Annotated in this window: 18 protein-coding genes; 17 read left to right on the top strand and 1 reads right to left on the bottom strand. The window is 61.2% G+C overall.

What is annotated here, in order from left to right:
- Positions 1-5 precede the first annotated feature (5 nt).
- From AC1Q6Y_RS11000 to AC1Q6Y_RS10930, 15 genes are all read left to right on the top strand, one after another.
- Positions 6-1,424, top strand: coding sequence for an FAD-dependent oxidoreductase (locus AC1Q6Y_RS11000; protein ID WP_007997363.1), 1,419 nt, complete (start codon positions 6-8; stop codon positions 1,422-1,424).
- Between the two features lie 253 nt (positions 1,425-1,677).
- Positions 1,678-2,745, top strand: a complete 1,068-nt coding sequence (gene hemE, locus AC1Q6Y_RS10995) for a uroporphyrinogen decarboxylase (RefSeq protein WP_057712346.1) — start codon at positions 1,678-1,680, stop codon at positions 2,743-2,745.
- A gap of 290 nt (positions 2,746-3,035) precedes the next feature.
- Complete coding sequence (gene gbpA, locus AC1Q6Y_RS10990) at positions 3,036-4,502, top strand: N-acetylglucosamine-binding protein GbpA (protein WP_057712345.1); 1,467 nt, start codon at positions 3,036-3,038, stop codon at positions 4,500-4,502.
- Between the two features lie 77 nt (positions 4,503-4,579).
- A complete protein-coding gene (locus AC1Q6Y_RS10985; protein ID WP_057712344.1) occupies positions 4,580-5,128 on the top strand; it encodes a cytochrome b in 549 nt (182 codons plus the stop codon).
- Positions 5,129-5,132: 4 nt separating this feature from the next.
- Positions 5,133-5,675, top strand: coding sequence for a hypothetical protein (locus AC1Q6Y_RS10980; protein ID WP_492624554.1), 543 nt, complete (start codon positions 5,133-5,135; stop codon positions 5,673-5,675).
- 8 nt (positions 5,676-5,683) lie between these two features.
- Positions 5,684-7,603, top strand: a complete 1,920-nt coding sequence (gene gspD / locus AC1Q6Y_RS10975; RefSeq protein ID WP_492624553.1) for a type II secretion system secretin GspD — start codon at positions 5,684-5,686, stop codon at positions 7,601-7,603.
- A 4-nt stretch (positions 7,604-7,607) separates the two neighbouring features.
- Complete coding sequence (gspE, locus tag AC1Q6Y_RS10970) at positions 7,608-9,080, top strand: type II secretion system ATPase GspE (protein ID WP_492587309.1); 1,473 nt, start codon at positions 7,608-7,610, stop codon at positions 9,078-9,080.
- A gap of 3 nt (positions 9,081-9,083) precedes the next feature.
- Positions 9,084-10,289, top strand: coding sequence for a type II secretion system inner membrane protein GspF (gspF, locus tag AC1Q6Y_RS10965; RefSeq protein WP_150811953.1), 1,206 nt, complete (start codon positions 9,084-9,086; stop codon positions 10,287-10,289).
- A 3-nt stretch (positions 10,290-10,292) separates the two neighbouring features.
- A complete protein-coding gene (gene gspG, locus AC1Q6Y_RS10960; protein ID WP_057712339.1) occupies positions 10,293-10,748 on the top strand; it encodes a type II secretion system major pseudopilin GspG in 456 nt (151 codons plus the stop codon).
- A gap of 3 nt (positions 10,749-10,751) precedes the next feature.
- On the top strand, positions 10,752-11,219 hold the full coding sequence (gene gspH, locus AC1Q6Y_RS10955) for a type II secretion system minor pseudopilin GspH (protein WP_340312405.1): 468 nt from the start codon (positions 10,752-10,754) through the stop codon (positions 11,217-11,219).
- Positions 11,212-11,595, top strand: coding sequence for a type II secretion system minor pseudopilin GspI (gene gspI, locus AC1Q6Y_RS10950; RefSeq protein WP_090452700.1), 384 nt, complete (start codon positions 11,212-11,214; stop codon positions 11,593-11,595). The genes gspH and gspI overlap by 8 nt, the downstream gene beginning before the upstream one ends.
- The gene (locus AC1Q6Y_RS10945; RefSeq protein ID WP_492624552.1) at positions 11,588-12,130 is read left to right on the top strand and encodes a type II secretion system protein GspJ; all 543 of its coding nucleotides are present in this window, start codon (positions 11,588-11,590) and stop codon (positions 12,128-12,130) included. Before gspI ends, AC1Q6Y_RS10945 begins: the two co-directional genes overlap by 8 nt.
- Positions 12,127-12,978: a type II secretion system protein GspK gene (locus tag AC1Q6Y_RS10940; protein ID WP_492624551.1), complete on the top strand. Its 852-nt coding sequence runs from the start codon at positions 12,127-12,129 to the stop codon at positions 12,976-12,978. The genes AC1Q6Y_RS10945 and AC1Q6Y_RS10940 overlap by 4 nt, the downstream gene beginning before the upstream one ends.
- The gene (gene gspL / locus AC1Q6Y_RS10935) at positions 12,975-14,081 is read left to right on the top strand and encodes a type II secretion system protein GspL (RefSeq protein ID WP_492624550.1); all 1,107 of its coding nucleotides are present in this window, start codon (positions 12,975-12,977) and stop codon (positions 14,079-14,081) included. Before AC1Q6Y_RS10940 ends, gspL begins: the two co-directional genes overlap by 4 nt.
- Positions 14,078-14,509: a type II secretion system protein M gene (locus AC1Q6Y_RS10930; RefSeq protein WP_492624549.1), complete on the top strand. Its 432-nt coding sequence runs from the start codon at positions 14,078-14,080 to the stop codon at positions 14,507-14,509. Before gspL ends, AC1Q6Y_RS10930 begins: the two co-directional genes overlap by 4 nt.
- Here AC1Q6Y_RS10930 and AC1Q6Y_RS10925 read toward each other — a convergent pair.
- The gene (locus AC1Q6Y_RS10925) at positions 14,502-15,782 is read right to left on the bottom strand and encodes an MFS transporter (RefSeq protein WP_150811946.1); all 1,281 of its coding nucleotides are present in this window, start codon (positions 15,780-15,782) and stop codon (positions 14,502-14,504) included. The two genes, AC1Q6Y_RS10930 and AC1Q6Y_RS10925, sit on opposite strands and share 8 nt — an antisense overlap.
- 118 nt (positions 15,783-15,900) lie before the next feature.
- On the opposite strand from AC1Q6Y_RS10925, the gene AC1Q6Y_RS10920 reads away from it, so the two are divergent.
- Positions 15,901-16,800: a LysR family transcriptional regulator gene (locus AC1Q6Y_RS10920; RefSeq protein ID WP_492624548.1), complete on the top strand. Its 900-nt coding sequence runs from the start codon at positions 15,901-15,903 to the stop codon at positions 16,798-16,800.
- A gap of 1,188 nt (positions 16,801-17,988) precedes the next feature.
- Positions 17,989-18,252 carry a DUF6124 family protein gene (locus AC1Q6Y_RS10915; RefSeq protein WP_223501834.1) on the top strand — a complete coding sequence of 88 codons (264 nt, stop codon included), beginning with the start codon at positions 17,989-17,991 and terminating at the stop codon, positions 18,250-18,252.
- Positions 18,253-18,261: the final 9 nt, after the last annotated feature.

The raw sequence follows: 18,261 nt of genomic DNA, 5'->3' as shown, positions 1-18,261 counted from the left end.
TTAAAATGGCTGAACGTCTGAATAATGACTTCCAGTTCATCGAGGTCGGGCGCAAGGATCCGAAGAAGAAACTGTTGCGTCAACGCAAGAAAGAGTTCGTGGAAATCTACGAACCCTTCAAACCCCAGCAGTCGGCCGACCAGGCCCACCGCTGCCTGGGTTGCGGTAACCCGTATTGCGAATGGAAGTGCCCGGTGCACAACTTCATTCCCAACTGGCTGAAACTGGTGGCCGAGGGCAACATCCTCCAGGCCGCCGAACTGTCGCACCAGACCAACACCCTGCCGGAAGTCTGCGGCCGGGTGTGCCCGCAGGACCGTCTGTGCGAGGGTGCCTGCACCCTCAACGACGGCTTCGGCGCGGTGACCATCGGTTCGGTGGAGAAGTACATCACCGACACCGCGTTCGCCATGGGCTGGCGCCCGGACATGTCCAAGGTCAAGCCGACCGGCAAGCGTGTCGCGATCATCGGTGCGGGCCCGGCGGGCCTGGGTTGTGCCGACGTGCTGGTGCGCGGTGGCGTGACCCCGGTGGTGTTCGACAAGAACCCGGAAATCGGCGGTCTGCTGACCTTCGGTATCCCCGAGTTCAAGCTGGAAAAGACCGTGCTGAGCAATCGTCGCGAAGTCTTCAGCGGCATGGGCATCGAGTTCCGCCTCAACACCGAGGTGGGCAAGGACGTGACCATGGAGCAACTGCTCGAAGAATACGATGCCGTATTCATGGGCATGGGCACCTACACCTACATGAAGGGCGGTTTTGCCGGTGAAGACCTGCCGGGCGTGTACGACGCACTGGACTTCCTGATCGCCAACGTCAACCGCAACCTTGGCTTTGAAAAGTCGCCGGAAGATTTCGTCGACATGAAAGGCAAGAAGGTCGTGGTACTCGGCGGCGGCGACACGGCGATGGACTGCAACCGTACTTCGATTCGTCAGGGCGCCAAGTCGGTGACCTGCGCCTATCGTCGTGACGAAGCGAACATGCCGGGCTCGCGCAAAGAGGTGAAGAACGCCAAGGAAGAAGGCGTGAAGTTCCTCTACAACCGCCAGCCGATCGCCATTGTCGGTGAAGACAAGGTCGAAGGCGTGAAGGTGGTCGAGACCCGTCTCGGCGAGCCGGACGCCCGTGGCCGTCGCAGCCCCGAGCCGATCCCGGGCTCCGAAGAGATCATCCCGGCCGACGCCGTGGTTATCGCCTTCGGTTTCCGTCCGAGCCCGGCGCCGTGGTTCGAACAGTTCGAAATCCAGACCGACAGCCAGGGCCGCGTGGTGGCGCCTGAGCAAGGTCAGTACAAGCACCAGACCAGCAATCCGAAAATCTTCGCCGGTGGCGACATGGTTCGCGGTTCTGACCTGGTAGTGACGGCGATCTTCGAAGGCCGCAATGCGGCTGAAGGGATCCTGGATTACCTGGGCGTCTGACCCCGGCCCAGAACCCAATGTAATACCCCCTGTGGGAGCGAGCTTGCTCGCGATAGCGGTGGATCAGTCGACAGAAATGTTGAATGTGACACCGCCATCGCGAGCAAGCTCGCTCCCACAGTTGTTTTGTGGTGTAACGAATACCGCGTTTACATTGCGACAAATTGACCCGATAGACAAAAGGCTGACCTGCAACCGTGCCTTTTGCGCCCGGCTCTGAGAAAATGCCCTCACTTTTTTTCCGGATGCCGACATGACTGCCCTGAAGAACGACCGTTTCCTGCGCGCCCTGCTCAAGCAACCCGTAGACGTCACCCCCGTGTGGATGATGCGTCAGGCCGGTCGCTACCTGCCTGAATACCGCGCCAGCCGTGCCAAGGCCGGTGATTTCATGAGCCTGTGCATGAACCCGGCGTTCGCTTGCGAAGTCACGATGCAGCCGCTCGACCGCTATCCACAACTGGACGCGGCGATTCTCTTCTCCGACATCCTGACCATCCCCGATGCCATGGGTCAGGGCCTGTACTTCGAAACCGGTGAAGGTCCGCGCTTCAAGAAAGTCGTCAGCACCCTGGCCGACATCGAGGCCTTGCCGATTCCTGATCCGCACAAAGACCTGGGCTATGTGATGGACGCGGTCAGCACCATCCGCCGCGAACTGAACGGCCGTGTGCCGCTGATCGGCTTCTCCGGCAGCCCATGGACACTGGCCACCTACATGGTCGAAGGCGGTTCGTCGAAAGACTACCGCAAGACTAAAACCATGCTTTACGACAATCCGCAAGCCCTGCACCTGCTGCTGGACAAGCTCGCGCAGACGGTCACCAGCTACCTCAACGGCCAGATCATGGCCGGTGCGCAAGCGGTGCAGATCTTCGACAGCTGGGGCGGCGCCCTCTCGGCGGCGGCGTACCAGGAGTTCTCCCTGGCCTACATGAAGAAAATCGTCAGCGGCTTGATCCGCGAGCACGAAGGCCGCAAGGTGCCGGTGATCCTGTTCACCAAGAGCGGCGGTCTGTGGCTGGAAAGCATCGCCGACGCTGGTGCTGATGCACTGGGCCTGGACTGGACCTGCGACATCGGCAGCGCCCGCGCCCGTGTCGGCGACAAGGTCGCCCTGCAAGGCAACATGGACCCGACCGTGCTCTACGCCAAGCCGGAAGCGATTCGCGCGGAAGTCGGGCGCATCCTGGCCAGCTACGGCAAAGGCAGCGGCCACGTGTTCAACCTCGGCCATGGCATCACGCCGGAAGTCGATCCGGAACATGCTGGCGCGTTCCTGCGCGCGGTACATGAGCTGTCGGCGCAGTATCACGAATAGCGATTGCCCGTTTCGACAAAGCCTGTCCCGCCTCGTGCCGGACAGGTTTTTTTGTGCCGTTCAAAAGCTCAATCGATAAAGCATCACTTGTTGTAAGAATGTTTTCTTTCTTTGTCGGATCGAGGAATGGAGAGACTGTTCCTGCCTCGTGCGGCGATTACTCCTACATAGAATTTTCTTCCATCCCCGTAAGGTTCCAGGCCCTTGTCCGGCGTATCGCCGAACAATCACGAAGCGAACAGGGGCGCCCACAAGGCGCCCTGTTTTCGATAAGCAGTCTGGAATACATCATGAAAATCAAGTTTGAAAAGAGAAGTGCATTAACCGCCTGCACTTCATCGATGATCCTGTTATCGGCAATGCTGGCCTCTCAAACCGTTTCCGCCCATGGCTATCTGGAAGTGCCGCCTTCGCGCGCGCTGGCTTGCCAGAAAGGCTTGAACACCAACTGCGGTGGCGCCCAGTACGAGCCGCAGAGTGTTGGTGAAACCTTCAAGGGCTTTCCGGCCGGCGTCGGCGGTGCTCCCTTGCAGGGACCGGTCGATGGCAAGATCGCCAGCGGTGGTCACTCGCTGTTCTCTGCCATGGATGCGCAGTCCGCCACCCGTTGGCACCTGACGGAAATCAAGGACCGCAACATTGATTTCCAATGGCATTACAAGGCAGTTCATCCGGCCACCAAACACGAGTACTTCATCAGCCGCAACGGCTGGAATCCGAACGAATCGCTCAAGCGCGCCACCTTCGAAAGTACCCCGTTCTGCACCGTCGATGGCGGCAATAAAATGCCGTCTAACAGCGACAAGCACAACTGCACTATCCCGGCAGATAAATCCGGCCAGCATGTCATCCTGGCGATCTGGACCGTCGGTGATACCGATGCAGCGTTTTATAACGCCGCCGACGTGAACATTCTCGCTGAACCGGCGCTACCGGGTGGCTGGTCTTCCGTAGGCAGTATTTCCGCCGCGACCGAGCTGCTGGTCGGCGACAAGGTCAAGGCCCGCGCATTCTCCGCCAATGGCGAGAACCCGGATTACAGCGTCGAAATCAGCATCGACAACGCTGAGGAAGGCTCGCCGCAAGACTGGTCCTTCAAGCTGGCGGAAAAAATCAACGCGACCCACAAGCTCATCCGCGCCGGTATTCGTGATGAAAACGGCAACATCGAGCCGATCCGGGGCAACAACACGCTGTACGCACAAAAAGAAAGCGGTGTAACCCGCTACGAAGTGCAACTGGACATGAAGGAAGACACCGCAGCGCGCATGTCGGTGGCCTCGCAGCAAGCCGAATACGTTCTGGATAAAGGCCGGGCCAAGGTCGAGTTCAGCATGATCTCGAACCGTCCGATGAACGTCGAAGCGACCTTGCTCGACCAGAACAACAAACCGGTAGGCACCACGTCGGCACAAGTGGCCAGTGGCTCCACCTGGCTGTCCATGGATGTACGCAGCAACCCGGGTGCGCACACCCTGACCCTGGTCGGCACCACCCTGGATGGCCGCACCACCCGTCAGGACACCCAGACCACCCAACTGACTGGCGAAGGCGCCGGCGTCGAATACGATTTCGTGTTCCCTGAAGGCCTCGGCGACTACACCGCCGGTACCAAAGTTCTGCAACCGAAGACCAACGAAGTCTTTGAGTGCAAGCCATTCCCCGAGTCGGGTTACTGCAAGCAGTACAGCCCCACAGCCAACGGTTTTGAACCAGGTGTCGGTGCTCACTGGCACATGGCGTGGAACAAGTTGTAAGTCCCCCTTGTAGCACTTCAGGCGATCGGTAGCCGATCGCCTGAAGCTTTATTCTTCTGACGTTGATCGAGTTGAAAATGACTGTTTCGGGTTATTCCAGACAGCGCGTGCTGCTGCATTGGTTGTCTGCCGCGGTGATCCTGTGGACCTTGCTGTCTGGTTTTCTTGTGGCCGGTTTCGAGGTGTCAGCGCACATCAAGGAGTCGGTTGCGTTCTTCAATGTTTCGCTGACGACAGTGTTCATACCGTTTTACCTGTGGCGCCTGTTTCTGTTTTTCACTCATACCCGTTTTTCGGGCATGAAGTCGTTGTCGCTTGTCGAAGTGCTCGCATTGTTTGCCCACGCATTGATTTACCTCTTCGTCGGTGCCGTTCTGGTGACCGGCGTGTTGATGATGGATCGCCCGATCGATGTATTCGGGGTGATCGAGATCGGTCAGCCGTTAAGCGATCCACAACTGATCGCTCTGTTCGTCACGGTTCACACGTGGGTATGTGTGGTGCTGTCGCTGCTGCTGGTCGCGCACATCGGCGCCGTCATCGTGCATGAGGCCTGCAACCACCGGGTGCTGCAACGGATGTCTTTGCGCCTGTGTGGCAAGCCTGGGTCCGGGCGACTTGAGTGAGGCCATGGTGATGTTTTCGCGCTCACGCTTGACCGGACTTGCCTTGCTTTTGAGCAAGGCGAGCCTGCTGGTTGTACCGCTGGCCTATGGGGCGTTCCTGGGCTGGCAGGAGTGGCGCTATCGCGAACAGTTGGTGCTGCCAGCACCGGTCGAAACCTCGCGAACCGCTCCCGTACCCCGTCAAGCGCTCGACGCAACGGCGGTTGCAACGGTGCTCGGTCTGACGACGGGTGCCGAATTGCTGCCGAGCGCGGAACCGCTGACCTTGAAGGCAAGCTTCGTCGTCACTCACGGCTTGTCCCGGGTGTTGCTGGCAGACTCGCAAGGCGCGCGCATCTACCAGGTCGGCGAGCGCCTGCCCGGTGGCAGCATCTTGCGTCGCGTTGAGCCAGATCACGCGGTGTTGTGGAGCAAGGGCCGAGAGGAATTGTTGACGCTCCAGCCTCCCGTCACGGGTTTCCTGCAACGGCTCGCCCCCCACGGCAAGCCGCAAGTGCCGAACGTTTCTCCGCGTTTTTTTAGCCCGCTTGCCGGGCCGACAGAGTGATCAACTTCATGAATAGCTTTCTCGGTGCACAAGCACTGCGGCCGGTGCTTTTTTTCGTCGCCATGGCGCTAACGCTTTCCCAAGGCACACTTCAGGCCGAGGAAGAAAAATGGCAACTGGCGATGAACAACGCAGAGCTGCGCGACATCGTCGAAGAGATCTCCAACATTCTGGGGACCACCGTGGTACTGGACCCCAAAGTCTCCGGTCGAATCACCGTCATGTCCCGGCAGGCCCTCGATCGTGAAGGGGTGCGCCGGTTGTTCTATTCGGTGCTCGATGCCCATAACTTCACAGTGATCGATGAGGGCGACCGGATTCTCATCACCCCGGTTGCCGAGGCCAGGACACGGGCCGGCCAGGGCACGATAAAAACCACCACGGCGTCGCAGTTCGTAACCGAAGTCATCGGCTTGAACACCGGTAGCGCCACCGATATTGCCGGGTTGGTGCGGCCATTGGTCTCTGCCAATGGCTATGTCGGCCCCTCGGTGTCGGCCAACGCGTTGGTGCTGACCGATACGGCCGCCAATGTTAAGCGCATCGCCCGGGTGATCCGCGAACTGGATTCCGGTCAGAACAACCTGCACGCGGTGGTCCAGCTCAAGCATGCCCAGGCGGGCGATGTCGCGCCGGTGATCGAGGCCTCCATGGGCAAGCGCAATGCCGAGTCAGCCATACAGGTTCTGGCCGACACCAGGACCAACCGCCTGATTTTCATTGGCCCGCCGGTCGTCCGCCAGCGGCTGATCGAGCTGGCCCGAGGTCTCGATACGCCGGCCACCACGACCCTCGACAATGCCCGGGTGATTCGCCTGCGTCACAGCGATGCCAAGCAGTTGGCCGAGATTCTGGAGTCGATGGGGCAGGGCAGAAAGCAGACTTCCGCCGTCGGCAGCGCCAAGGACACGTCTGGCGGTGCAGCCTTCATGATCAAGGCCGACGAAAGCCAGAACGCGCTGGTGCTGATCGCCGAACCCGCGCAGGTGCGGACCATCGAAAACATCGTGCGTCAGCTGGACCAGCCACGGGCCCAGGTGTTGATCCATGCCGCCATCGTCGAAATCTCCGGCGACATCGCCGAGGCCGTCGGTGTGCAGTGGAACCTCAACACGGGTGACGCCAAGGGCTTCATCAACTTTCCCGGCACCGACATTCCGATCATCGGCGGGCTGAAGTTCGACGAGAAAAGATCGGCGCCGGAAGGGGCGATCCTGCAACTGGGCGGCGACCGCTTCGGTGCGCTGGTTTCGGCCCTGGCCAGCAACACCCACAGCAACCTGCTGTCCACGCCAAGCCTGTTGACCCTGGACAATCAGGAAGCCGAAATCATCGTCGGCCAGAACGTGCCGTTCAAGACCGGCTCCTATGCCACCAACAGCAACGGCGCGGAGAATCCGTTCACCACCGTCGAGCGCAAGGACGTCGGCATCAGCCTGAAGATCAAGCCTTACATCAACGAAGGCTCGACGTTACGCCTGGAGGTCGAGCAGGAAGTGTCGGACATCGCGCCTTCGGTGTCGGGCATTGATTCCTCGGACCTGATCACCAACAAGCGAGCGCTCAAGAGCACCATCCTCGCCGACGATGGCGAAATCATCGTGATCGGCGGCCTGATCAGGGACAGCGTGCGTACCCAGAAAAGCGGCGTGCCGCTGTTGAGGGACATTCCCTACCTCGGCGCTATCTTCCGCTGGAATCGTGACACCCAGACCAAAAGCAACCTGATGGTGTTCTTGCGCCCGACCATCGTGCGCAGCAAGGAAGACCTGTCCCAGGTCAGCCAGCAGCGTTACAACGCGCTGCGTGACTTGAGCAAATCAGGGGCGGGGGAAAACAACTCGTTGTTGCTGCCATCCGAGGCGCGCGGGTTGTTCGAACCGGCCACCGACGCGCCAATGTTCGATTTGCGCGGCAAGGCGCAGTGAATCCATGAGCGAACTCTGCGAGCAATTGCCCTTCGGCTTCGCCCGGCGTTTTGGTGTGTTGCTGGAGCATGACGGCGACGACCTGCGCCTTGCCCTGCGTAGTGATGCGCCGCTCACTGCATTGGCGGAAGCGCGCCGGGTGTGCGGACGGGCGTTGCCGTTTCAAATCGTCGGGGCCGATGAGTACGCCTCGCGCCTGGCGGCGGCCTATCGCGAGGGGCGCAGTGCGGTGGAGCAAGTTGCCCAAGGGCTGGACGAAGAACTGGACTTGCTCAGCCTGGTCGATCAGGTCCCGCAAACCGCCGACCTGCTGGAGCAACAGGGCGACGCGCCGATCATTCGCCTGATCAACGCGTTGCTCGGTGAAGCGGTGCGTGAGCATGCCTCGGATGTGCACCTGGAGACCTTCGAACAGTACCTGTCGGTGCGTATGCGGGTGGATGGCCAACTGCGTGAAATGCTCAGGCCCAAGCGCGAACTGGCGACACTGCTGGTGTCGCGGATCAAGGTCATGGCGCGCCTGGACATCGCGGAAAAACGCGTACCCCAGGATGGGCGAATGGCCTTGCGCCTGGCCGGGCATGAAGTCGATGTGCGGGTCTCGACGCTGCCTTCGGCCCACGGTGAACGGGTGGTGCTGCGTTTGCTCGACAAGCAGGCCGGGCGCCTGGACCTGCACCGGCTGGGCATGCCGGACGATATCCTCGCGGCCCTGCGCCATCTGTTGGGCAAGCCCCACGGTATTGTGCTGGTGACCGGGCCGACCGGTTCCGGCAAGACCACCAGCCTGTACGCCGCCCTGAGCAGCCTGAACGACCAGACCCGCAACATCCTCACGGTCGAAGACCCGATCGAATACCACCTGCCGGGTGTCGGCCAGATGCCGGTCAATCCGAAGGTCGACATGACCTTCGCCCGGGGCCTGCGGGCGATTTTGCGCCAGGACCCGGACGTGGTGATGGTTGGCGAAATCCGTGACCGCGAAACCGCCGAAATCGCTGTCCAGGCGTCCTTGACCGGGCATCTGGTGCTCTCGACCTTGCACACCAACAGCGCGGCCGGCGCAGTCACGCGACTGGTAGACATGGGCGTCGATGCCTATCTGCTGGCGTCCTCGCTGGTGGGCGTTCTGGCCCAGCGTCTGTTGCGCACCTTGTGCCCCCATTGCAAGGTTTCGTACCTCGCCGATGCGGCGGCCTGCCAGCGTCTTGGGCTCGACACGAGCACGCCGCACACCCTGTTCAAGGCCTCGGGCTGTGAACAGTGCCAGCACGGCTATCGCGGACGCATCGGGATTTATGAACTGATCAGCGTCACACCCGCCGTCTCGGCGTTGATCCATCAGGGCGCCAGCGAGCAAATCCTCGTCGACGAAACGCGCAAGGTCTCGCGCAGCCTGTTCCAGGACGGGCGCCAGCGGGTGCTGGAAGGGTTGACCAGTCTCGATGAGTTGCTGCGTGTGACCCAGGAGAACTGACCGGTGCCGACCTTCGACTACCGCGCCCGCGACGCCCAGGGACGATCCTGCAAGGGACGGCTGGAGGCCGATGGGCCCCGCCATGGGCGACAGTTGTTGCGTGAACGTGGTTTGTGGCCGCGTGTCTTGACCGAGGTCAGGGGCGGCGGTGCGGGTCAGCAGTCGCGAGGTGGACGCCTGAGTGCTGCTGATCTGGCGTTGTTGACGTTGCAACTGTCAACGCTGGTTCAGGCCGGACTGCCCCTGGAGGAAGCGCTCGATGCGGTGGCGAAGCAGAGCTCGAAGCGCAAGGTTGCGAGCTTGCTCTGGGCGGTCAGGAGCCGGGTGATGGAAGGCCACGCACTGGCCTCGGCATTGGGGCAGTTTCCCAGGGCCTTCCCCGAGTTGTTTCGCGCCACCGTGGCCGCCGGGGAACGCTCGGGGCATCTGGGCCATGTGCTGGAGCAACTGGCGGCCTACACCCAGGCCCGCCAGGCCTCGCGGCAAAAGATCCAGATGGCCCTGGTGTACCCGTTGATCCTGATGTTGGCCAGCTTGGCAATCGTCGGTTTTCTGCTTGGTTATGTGGTACCGGATGTGGTGAAGATCTTCGTCGACAGCGGTCAGCCGTTGCCCTGGCTGACCCGGGCGCTGATTGGCGTGAGCAACGGCCTGCGCAACCATTTCCTGTTGTTGATGAGCGTGCTGGCGACGCTGTTCGGCCTGTGGCGCTGGAGCTGGCAGCAGCCGCAGTGGCGCCTGCGCTGGCATCGTTGGGTGCTGAATGCGCCAGTCCTCGGTGAAGTGCTGCGTGCCATGGAAGCGGCACGGTTTGCCAGCACCCTGGCAATCCTCGGCAAAAGTGCCGTGCCGTTGGTGGATGCCCTGGAAATTGCTGCCGCGGTCATCGGCAACTTGACCATCCGCGCGCGGATGGTCGATGTCGCCCGCTCGGTCCGCGAAGGCGCAACGCTGACCCGTGGCCTGGAGCTGAGCGGTGACATCCCGCCGATGATGCTGCACATGATCGCCAGCGGCGAACGTGCCGGCGAACTCGACCGCATGCTGGCCCGGGCCGCCGAACAACAGGAAAACAGCCTCGCCGCGCGCATTGCGCTGGTGGTGGGCCTCTTCGAGCCGGCCATGCTGGTGTTGATGGGCGGCGTCGTGCTGCTGATCGTCATGGCCATCCTGCTCCCGATTCTCAGCCTCAACCAATTGGTGAATTGATCCATGCAACCTGTCCGCAAAAACCTTTCCCGCGCGCAACGCGGTTTTACCCTGATCGAAATCATGGTGGTGGTAGTCATCATCGGCGTGCTGGGGGCTATCGTGGTGCCACAGTTCATGAGCCGCCCCGATCAAGCCAAGGTCACTGCCGCCAGAATCGATATCCAGGCCATCGCCACAGCCCTGGAAATGTATCGCCTCGACAACGCCCATTACCCATCGACCCAGCAAGGCCTGGAAGCGCTGGTCAAGCGTCCCTCCGGACTGCCCGTGGCGCGTGGCTGGAACCCTCAGGGCTACCTCAAGAGCATGCCGGTCGACCCGTGGAACACGCCTTATCAGTACCTCAACCCGGGTGTGCGGTCGGTAGACGGCACTTACGACCTGTATTCCCTGGGCGCCGATGGCGTAGCGGGCGGTGAAGGGTTTGCCGCCGAAATCGGCAATTGGGGCCATTGATCCGTGGGCTACCGCTGTCGGGGGTTTACGTTATTGGAGCTGATGATCGTGATTGTCGTGGTTGGCGTCTTGCTGGGCATGGTGAGCTTTGTCGGTGGGGGCAGTCCCGCGCGCGAGGTCAGGCAGGAAGCCGAGGCGATGGTTCAGGTGATTCATCAGTTGCGTGAGCGTGCGGTGTTCGAAGGCCGGGAATATGGCCTGCGGCTGAGTGCCCGTGGCTACCGGCTGATGCATCTGGGAGTTCGTGGGTGGGAGCCGGTGAAGGAACTGACTGACTGGCCTCTGAGCGTGCGGGTACGTTTGCAGCAGGACGGCTATGCGGTAGGGCTGGACGCCGAAGAAGGCCCGCCGCAGTTGCTGTTGCTCAGCAACGATGAAACCAGTGCCTTCACGCTGACATTCGAGTCCGGCAACAGGACCTGGTTGAGCCTGTCCGGCGATGGCATCGGCGAGGTGGCGATCGATGGCTAGCCGGTCATCCTTGTCGTCCATGGGCGGCTTCACGCTGCTGGAAATCATGGTGGCCCTGGCGGTCTTCGCGACACTGGCGGCAGCCGTGCTGTCGGCCAGTCAATATGCGGTGAAGCAGCGCAACGCCGTCGAGACACGGCTGTTCGCGGCGTGGCTGGCGGATAACCGGTTGAACGAGCTGCGCCTGCAATCCGGCCTGGCGGCCGGCCAGCAACAACAGGTCGTGTCCATGGATCAGCGCGACTGGGTGCTGCAACAGCACATCAGCGCCACCCGCAATCTGCGTTTACTCCAGGTCGACATTCAGGTCAGCCCGGCGAACAGTGCGCACGCGTTGTATCGTGCCAGCGGTTGGATACCCGCGAGCCATGAGTAGGCAGCGTGGGTTCACCTTGCTGGAGCTGGTCATCGCCATGGCCATCTTCGCCGTGCTGGGGCTGGCCAGTTGGGGCTTGTTCGATAGCGTGCTGCGAGTGCAACAGGGCACGGCGGCCCACGAGCGAGAGCTGAGGAACCTGCAACGCGCGATGGCGGTGATCGAGCGGGATCTGCTGCACGTCACTGCGCAGCCGATGGTGCTCGCACCGCCGCTTTTTCAGTTCCAGCGCAGTCACTGGCGCAATCCTCTGGACCAACCGCGCAGTGAGCGCCAGATACTGACCTATCGACTCGAAGGCAGCGTGCTGTGGCGCGAAAGCCAGGGCGAAGGTACGGAGTTCGTGCAACGGCAAAGACTGCTCGAAGGTGTTCGTGAGTTGCGCTGGCGTCTGTTCGACAGCCAGTCCGGCTGGGTCGTTCATTGGTCGGCCGGGCAGGATACGAAGGCGCTCATGGCGCTGGAGGTGCAAATCTCGGCCGGGCGCTTCAAATCGATTCGTCGGGTGTTGCCGATGCCGGGTGCATTGCCATGAACGGGCGCCAACGCGGCATTGCGTTGATCAGTGTATTGCTGGTCATGAGCCTGGCGCTGCTGATCACCGGCGGCTTGTTGCGCAGCCATCACCTTTCGCTGCAAAGCAGTGGGCAACAGTTGCTGCAGATACAGCTGCGGCAGCTCGCATCGGGCGGGGAAACCTCGGCGTTGTTGCTGTTGCGCGACGCGTTACAGGACGCGGAAAAAACCGTCGAGCGGTTTCAAGGCTGGACGGCCATGGCGCCGGGTTTCGACGTTGAAGATGCGCAGATCCGAATTGATATCGATGACCTCGCCGGGCGTTTCAATCTCAATGCGTTGTTACGCCAGGGGCAGGTGGATCAGGTCACCCTCAACCGTTGGGCGCGCCTGCTCGAACTGCTCGAACTGCCTCCTCTGCAACTGAGCCAGGTGGGACCGCTGGAGGAACTGAGCCAGCTGCGCTTGCTGCCTGGCATTGACGCTCGCCTGCTGCAGCGGCTGGAGCCCTGGGTGGCACTGCTGCCCACCGACACCGCCTTGAACATCAACACCGCGCCGGCGCTGCTGTTGAGAACACTCGGCGAGGTGGACGCCGCGACCGCCGATGCGCTGGCGCATCAGGCGGCAACCACGCCCTGGGCGAGCGTCCAGGCGTTTACCCAGGACCCGCTGCTCTCCGGGCAGGGCCTGAGCAATCACGGACTTGGTACCCAAAGCCGCTGGTATCGGATAAGGGTGCAGGTGACCCGGGACGGGCGCGAACTGCACCTGGCCACGGATGTCGGGCACGACCCCAAGGCTCGACAGCTGACGGTGCTGCAACGACGTTTTCTTCCCATGAGTAGCCACGAGAGACCGCGATGAACACTTGGCTTTACCTGACCGCCGAGGGGCAGGACGCGCCATCCGGCCTCTGGCCCTGCGTCCTGTGGTCGCCAACCTGTCAACGTCAGCCGATGCCACTGAATCAGGCGGCCTCGGCATTGCAGGGGCAGGCGGTCGATGTGCTGCTGCCCATGGAACTGTGCAGTTGGGTTCGCAGCGAGCCATGGCCTTCGCGACGCAGGCCCGAAGCCCAGGCCATGGCCTACGCCGTGGAAGATCAACTGAGTGAAGCGCTGGAAGTTGTGCATCTGAGCGTTGGCGCTCGTGATCGTGAAGGCTGCTACCCGGTCATGGTCATTGGCCGCGAACGGTTGGCCGCCGTGCTCGACTTGCTGCGCGAAGCGGGTATTGAGGTGCGCGGGGTGTTCGTCGATGCCGATCTGTTGTCCGGCGATCAGCCGTGCGGCGCCTGGTGGTTCGGTCGCTGGTTGTTGGGTGCAGGCCTGTCGGCGCGCCTGGCGATGTCGCAAGACGACCTGACGCTGCTCACTCCGTCATTGCCCAAGGACATGCAATGGCTGGATGAGCGTGAGTCCCCCGCCGTCATCGACCAATGCCTGACTCAGCGCCCGACCCGGGCCATCAACCTGCTGCAAGGCGCATTCGCCCTACGGGGCAAGCGTCTGCCCTGGCGTGCCGGCGGGTGGGCGCTGTTGATGCTGGCGCTGTTGACCTGGGGTGCCAGCGAGACGCGGATCCGCTTCCTCGACAGCGAAGCCAGCCGCCTCGCAGTCCAGAATGAACTGCGATTCAAGACGCTCTACCCGGAGCAAAGCCGCATCGTCGACATGGCCGCGCAACTCAAGGCCCTGCAAAGCCAGCCTGTCGAATCGCAAAACACCCGCATTGCCGGGCTGGTCCGGTTGATTGAGCAGGTGATTGGCGCCAGCCCGGTCGAGGTCCAGCGCATCGAGTTTCGAGCAGGCGAAGGCTGGAAAATCCAGCTGACCGCCAGCGGCTTTACCGAGCTGGAGCAGTTGCGGGAGCGCGGACGACAACAAGGCATGCCCGTGAGGCTCGACAGCGCGAACAAAGCCGCTGGCCGGGTGCACGCCACCCTCACCGTGGAGGACGAGGCATGAAGCAGGCATGGCGGCGCATTTCCGTGCGCGAACAGCGGCTGCTGCAGGTATCGGGGGCTTTTTTGTTGGCGGTTGTGGCTTTCAGCCTGATCTGGCAACCGACCCGGCAGCGGCTGGAAACAGTCGAGCGACAGTATCAACAGCAGGCGGGGCTGGCCGTGCAACTGCAGCGGGCGTTACCGCGCAGCCATGTCCCCGTCGACAGCGAAAAACCGCTATCGCTGCGCATCAGCGAAAGCGCCACGGCGGCGGGGCTGGAAATCCGTCAGATGGAGAGTGAAATCGATCTGCTGCGCGTGACCCTCAATGGCAACGCGCAACCCTTGATGCATTGGCTCGATGGGATCGAGCGCGATGGCGTCGCGCTACAAACCCTGACGCTGGAGAAGCGTGACGACGTCCTCGAGGCGCGGGTGGTGCTCAAGTAGCCGAGGTGTTCTGCGGCAACAACGGCAGCTTCGCCAGCTTCAACGCGATCAGCAGCGCAATCACCAGCAGCGTGCCGATGAACAACCCGATCCCGTTCCAGCCGCCCAGGTGCCAGAACACGCCACCCACCGTACCGGCGATGCTTCCCCCGGCGTAGTAGCTGAACAGGTACAAGGACGATGCTTGCCCCTTGGCCCTGGTGGCGCGGCGGCCGATCCAGCTGCTGGCCACCGAGTGGGCGCCGAAGAAGCCGAAGGTAAAGATCAGCATGCCGATGATCACCAGCGGCAATGGCGTAAACATCGTCAGGGCAAGACCACCGATCATCAGCGCGATGGTGCTCCAGAGCACTTTGCGGCGGCCGAGTCTGTCGGCCAGCGAGCCGATTTTCGCTGAGCTGTAGATGCCCGACAGATACACCACCGACAGCAACCCGACGAAGGCCTGTTCCATGTGGTACGGCGCGGCCAGCAGGCGGTAGCCGATGTAGTTGAACAGCGTGACGAACGCGCCCATCAGCACAAAGGCTTCTAGAAACAGCAGCGGCAGTCCGGCGTCGCGGAAGTGCATGGTGAAACCGTCGAGCAGGCTGCGCGGGTGCAGCGAGCGGGCGCGGAAGTTGCGCGATTCGGGGAGGATTTTCCAGAACACCGCCGCGGCAATCAGCGCCAGGCCACCGATCACCAGCATCGCCGTGTGCCAGCTGACGAAGTCGATCAATACCCCGGTGATCAAGCGTCCGCTCATCCCGCCAATCGCGTTGCCACCGATGTACAACCCCATGGCGAGGCCGATGTGCTGTGGGTGGATCTCTTCGCTCAGGTAGGTCATGGCGACCGCCGCCAGACCGCTCAACGACAATCCGATCAGCGCACGCATCAGCAGCACACCGTGCCAGCTCGGCATCATTGCACTGGCCATGGTGCACAGCGCAGCGGCGAAAAGTGCTGCCACCATCACCGGTTTACGCCCGATACGGTCGGAAATCGGGCCAGTGATCAGCAGGCCGATGGCAAGCATGCCGGTGGCGATAGACAGGATCAGGCTGCTTTGCGCCGCGTTGATGGAATACTCGTCGGACAGCAGCGGCATCATCGGCTGCACGCAGTAGAGCAGGGCGAAAGTCGCGAAGCCGCCGCAGAACAACGCCAGCACCGTGCGCATGAACGCCGGGGTGCCTTTTTCGATGTAGATCTCCGCCAGTTCAGCGGCGATAGCGTCCGGCGCTGAAGGTGAAACTTCATGGGCGAGTGGGGCGACAGCAGTTTTCACGTGGGACCTCGGAGGGCGCAGCCGGTCAGGCAGTGAAAAAAGCATATAGCTGGCTAATGATTCAATCCAATATATTGTTCGACCTGTTTGATAGCTTTTACGACCTAATGGGGTTTCCATGGAATTGCGTCATCTGCGCTACTTCATCGCCGTCGCCGAAGAACTGCATTTCGGCCGCGCCGCACAAGTGCTGGGTATCTCCCAGCCACCGCTGAGCCAGCAAATTCAGGCGCTGGAACAGGAAGTCGGCGCCCGGTTGTTCGAACGTACCAATCGTCGGGTCGAGCTGAGCGAGGCCGGTCGGCTGTTCCTTCAAGAGGCGCGGCTGGTGCTGGAGCAGGTCGACAAAGCGGCGGATGTCGCGCGACGGGCGCAACTGGGCGAGTTGGGTGAGCTGAAAATCGGCTTCACCTCGTCGGCACCCTTCAACTCGACCATTCCCCAGGCGATTTTCTCTTTCCGCCAGCGCTTCCCGGCGGTGCACCTGAACCTGCGGGAAATGAGCAGCACCCAGGTGGCCGATGCGCTGGTGGACGAGTCGATTGAAGTCGGGATCATGCGCCCGCTCGGGCTGCCGGACTGCCTCAGCGTGGTCGAGCTGATGCGCGAACCGCTGGTCGCGGTGCTCAGTTCCAAGCATCCGCTGGTCGAGGGCAGCGAGGAGGGCTTGTTCCTGTCTGCCCTGGCGCTTGAGCCCTTTGTGTTTTTTCCACGCAGCTACGGCAGTGGCCTGTATGCGCAGTTGCTCAGCCTGGCCCGGGACTCCGGCTTCAGCCCGCACTTCGCCCAGGAGGCCGGCGAGGCGATGACCATCATCGGGCTGGTGGCGGCGGGGCTTGGTGTGTCGGTGCTGCCGGCGTCTTATCAGCGGATGCGCATTGATGGCGTGGTCTATCGACCGCTGCTGGATCCGGCGGCGGTGTCGGCGGTGTGGCTGGTGCAGCGCAAGGATCAGAAGTCGCCGATGGCGCGGGCGTTTGTCGAGTTGCTGACGCGTAAGGTTGAGCCCCTGGCGTAAAAACGCTGATGAATGCTCTATCCACCGGATTAGCCTCTTTGGGAGCCTTGCTTTATCGGCGAGACGAGCCTTTTGTACAATTTGAATTGATGGAATAGATAGGTCGAGAGCGTGATGAAGTACAGCGTGGATAGGGTGAAGTGATTTGGACTGAACCAATAATTTGTGCTTTCGATAAGCAGCAAGGATGAAATTGTCGTTGAAAAGAGTGCGAATGAAGTTGCAATCAAGCTTGGTGGTTTTCCGGATTTCAGCCGCTTGTACAGGGGGTATTGGCTTAGGGAGAACAGTAAAAGTATCGCCAGTAACCCGGTAGTAGCAACAAGTGGAATCGCTATCGAGTCCTGGTTGGTCGGGTAGATACCATCGGTGTAATTTGAAAATACTATGTAATAGCTCGTCACACTGGAGACTACCAGTGTCGTGATGTACAGCGCCGGATTGCTTGTATTGATCGTCATCATGGTGGTGGATGTTCCGAGATATCGCAGATGGTCATGACTCTAACGCGAAACTAAAATTCTGATTGTGGGGCGTTTCCGAAATGATGTACTCCGGTTTCCGAATGTGTCATTTCTTTGCGGGGCATTGTTTGTGGCGATTCATTGCCCGTAGATACTTCTTTAAATTGCCTTGTTACGGCCAGCGCCGAAACTCTCCGCGCAGGTAGCCGAGATTGCCGCAATGCGGGTTTGAACGTTGACGGCTGCGCCGTCGTTCGCAATGTAGAAGCGAGCCTGCTCGCGATGGACTAAAGAGCGCCGCGTGCATCCAGGAAACACGCGTCATCGTTAACGACTATCGCGAGCGAGCTCGCTCCTACAGAGGATCAGAAGCTTTACCACTGTTTGTGGGACATTTCTGAACTATCCCGGACAGGCTACAGCGCCTTGCGGCGCTGCCTACAACTACTCCAGAATCCGCCGGCTTGTGCGCTTTGAGGGCTATCGCTAACTTGATTCGCGTCACTGATGGTCAGTGATCGGGTTTAGTAGCCCGTAGTAAACCGAAGCGCATATGCGTTCCTGATAGGCAGGTATGTCCATACCTGCCTTTGATGGTGGCTGTGCGCAGGGCGCCTTCGGGCGCGCCGGTTTTCGGTTTGCCCGGTCTACTAACCTGCGTACAGCTGCCACCCTTTTGATCAGTCGTGATTCGGTGTGGCCGCCACTTTCAGGACGCTGAATCATGACCAATACGCCAAAGTCACCGGACACCGATCCGGACGCGCCACGCCAACCCGGCACGATCTTCCTCATTGCCCCCGATATCGACAACCACACGCTGCTGGAATACGCCTGCGTGTCGCTGGCATCAGCCAATGTCATGGCGAGTGATTTCGCGAGGAGTCTGAACGGAGCGCAGAGCAATACATTGTTGGGGATTCAGCAGTCGATCATGCTGGGGGAGCTGGCGGTGAATCGGGTGCTGGATAACCTTGATCCACCGTGACTAATCCGG

The sequence above is a fragment of the Pseudomonas sp. GW823-FHT06E10 genome (assembly GCF_058794995.1).
Note: the sequence above shows the minus strand (reverse complement) of the source record. Positions and strands in the feature narration are given on the sequence as shown.

Excerpts from the sequence above, each read along its gene's own strand:
- gspE (WP_492587309.1), top strand. The coding sequence starts at position 7,608 with ATGAGCGAACTCTGCGAGCAATTGCCCTTCGGCTTCGCCCGGCGTTTT.
- AC1Q6Y_RS10945 (WP_492624552.1), top strand. The coding sequence starts at position 11,588 with ATGAGTAGGCAGCGTGGGTTCACCTTGCTGGAGCTGGTCATCGCCATG.
- gspD (WP_492624553.1), top strand. The coding sequence starts at position 5,684 with ATGAATAGCTTTCTCGGTGCACAAGCACTGCGGCCGGTGCTTTTTTTC.
- AC1Q6Y_RS11000 (WP_007997363.1), top strand. The coding sequence starts at position 6 with ATGGCTGAACGTCTGAATAATGACTTCCAGTTCATCGAGGTCGGGCGC.
- AC1Q6Y_RS10940 (WP_492624551.1), top strand. The coding sequence starts at position 12,127 with ATGAACGGGCGCCAACGCGGCATTGCGTTGATCAGTGTATTGCTGGTC.
- AC1Q6Y_RS10980 (WP_492624554.1), top strand. The coding sequence starts at position 5,133 with ATGGTGATGTTTTCGCGCTCACGCTTGACCGGACTTGCCTTGCTTTTG.
- AC1Q6Y_RS10985 (WP_057712344.1), top strand. The coding sequence starts at position 4,580 with ATGACTGTTTCGGGTTATTCCAGACAGCGCGTGCTGCTGCATTGGTTG.
- hemE (WP_057712346.1), top strand. The coding sequence starts at position 1,678 with ATGACTGCCCTGAAGAACGACCGTTTCCTGCGCGCCCTGCTCAAGCAA.
- AC1Q6Y_RS10915 (WP_223501834.1), top strand. The coding sequence starts at position 17,989 with ATGACCAATACGCCAAAGTCACCGGACACCGATCCGGACGCGCCACGC.
- AC1Q6Y_RS10930 (WP_492624549.1), top strand. The coding sequence starts at position 14,078 with ATGAAGCAGGCATGGCGGCGCATTTCCGTGCGCGAACAGCGGCTGCTG.
- gspI (WP_090452700.1), top strand. The coding sequence starts at position 11,212 with ATGGCTAGCCGGTCATCCTTGTCGTCCATGGGCGGCTTCACGCTGCTG.
- gbpA (WP_057712345.1), top strand. The coding sequence starts at position 3,036 with ATGAAAATCAAGTTTGAAAAGAGAAGTGCATTAACCGCCTGCACTTCA.
- gspL (WP_492624550.1), top strand. The coding sequence starts at position 12,975 with ATGAACACTTGGCTTTACCTGACCGCCGAGGGGCAGGACGCGCCATCC.
- gspG (WP_057712339.1), top strand. The coding sequence starts at position 10,293 with ATGCAACCTGTCCGCAAAAACCTTTCCCGCGCGCAACGCGGTTTTACC.
- AC1Q6Y_RS10920 (WP_492624548.1), top strand. The coding sequence starts at position 15,901 with ATGGAATTGCGTCATCTGCGCTACTTCATCGCCGTCGCCGAAGAACTG.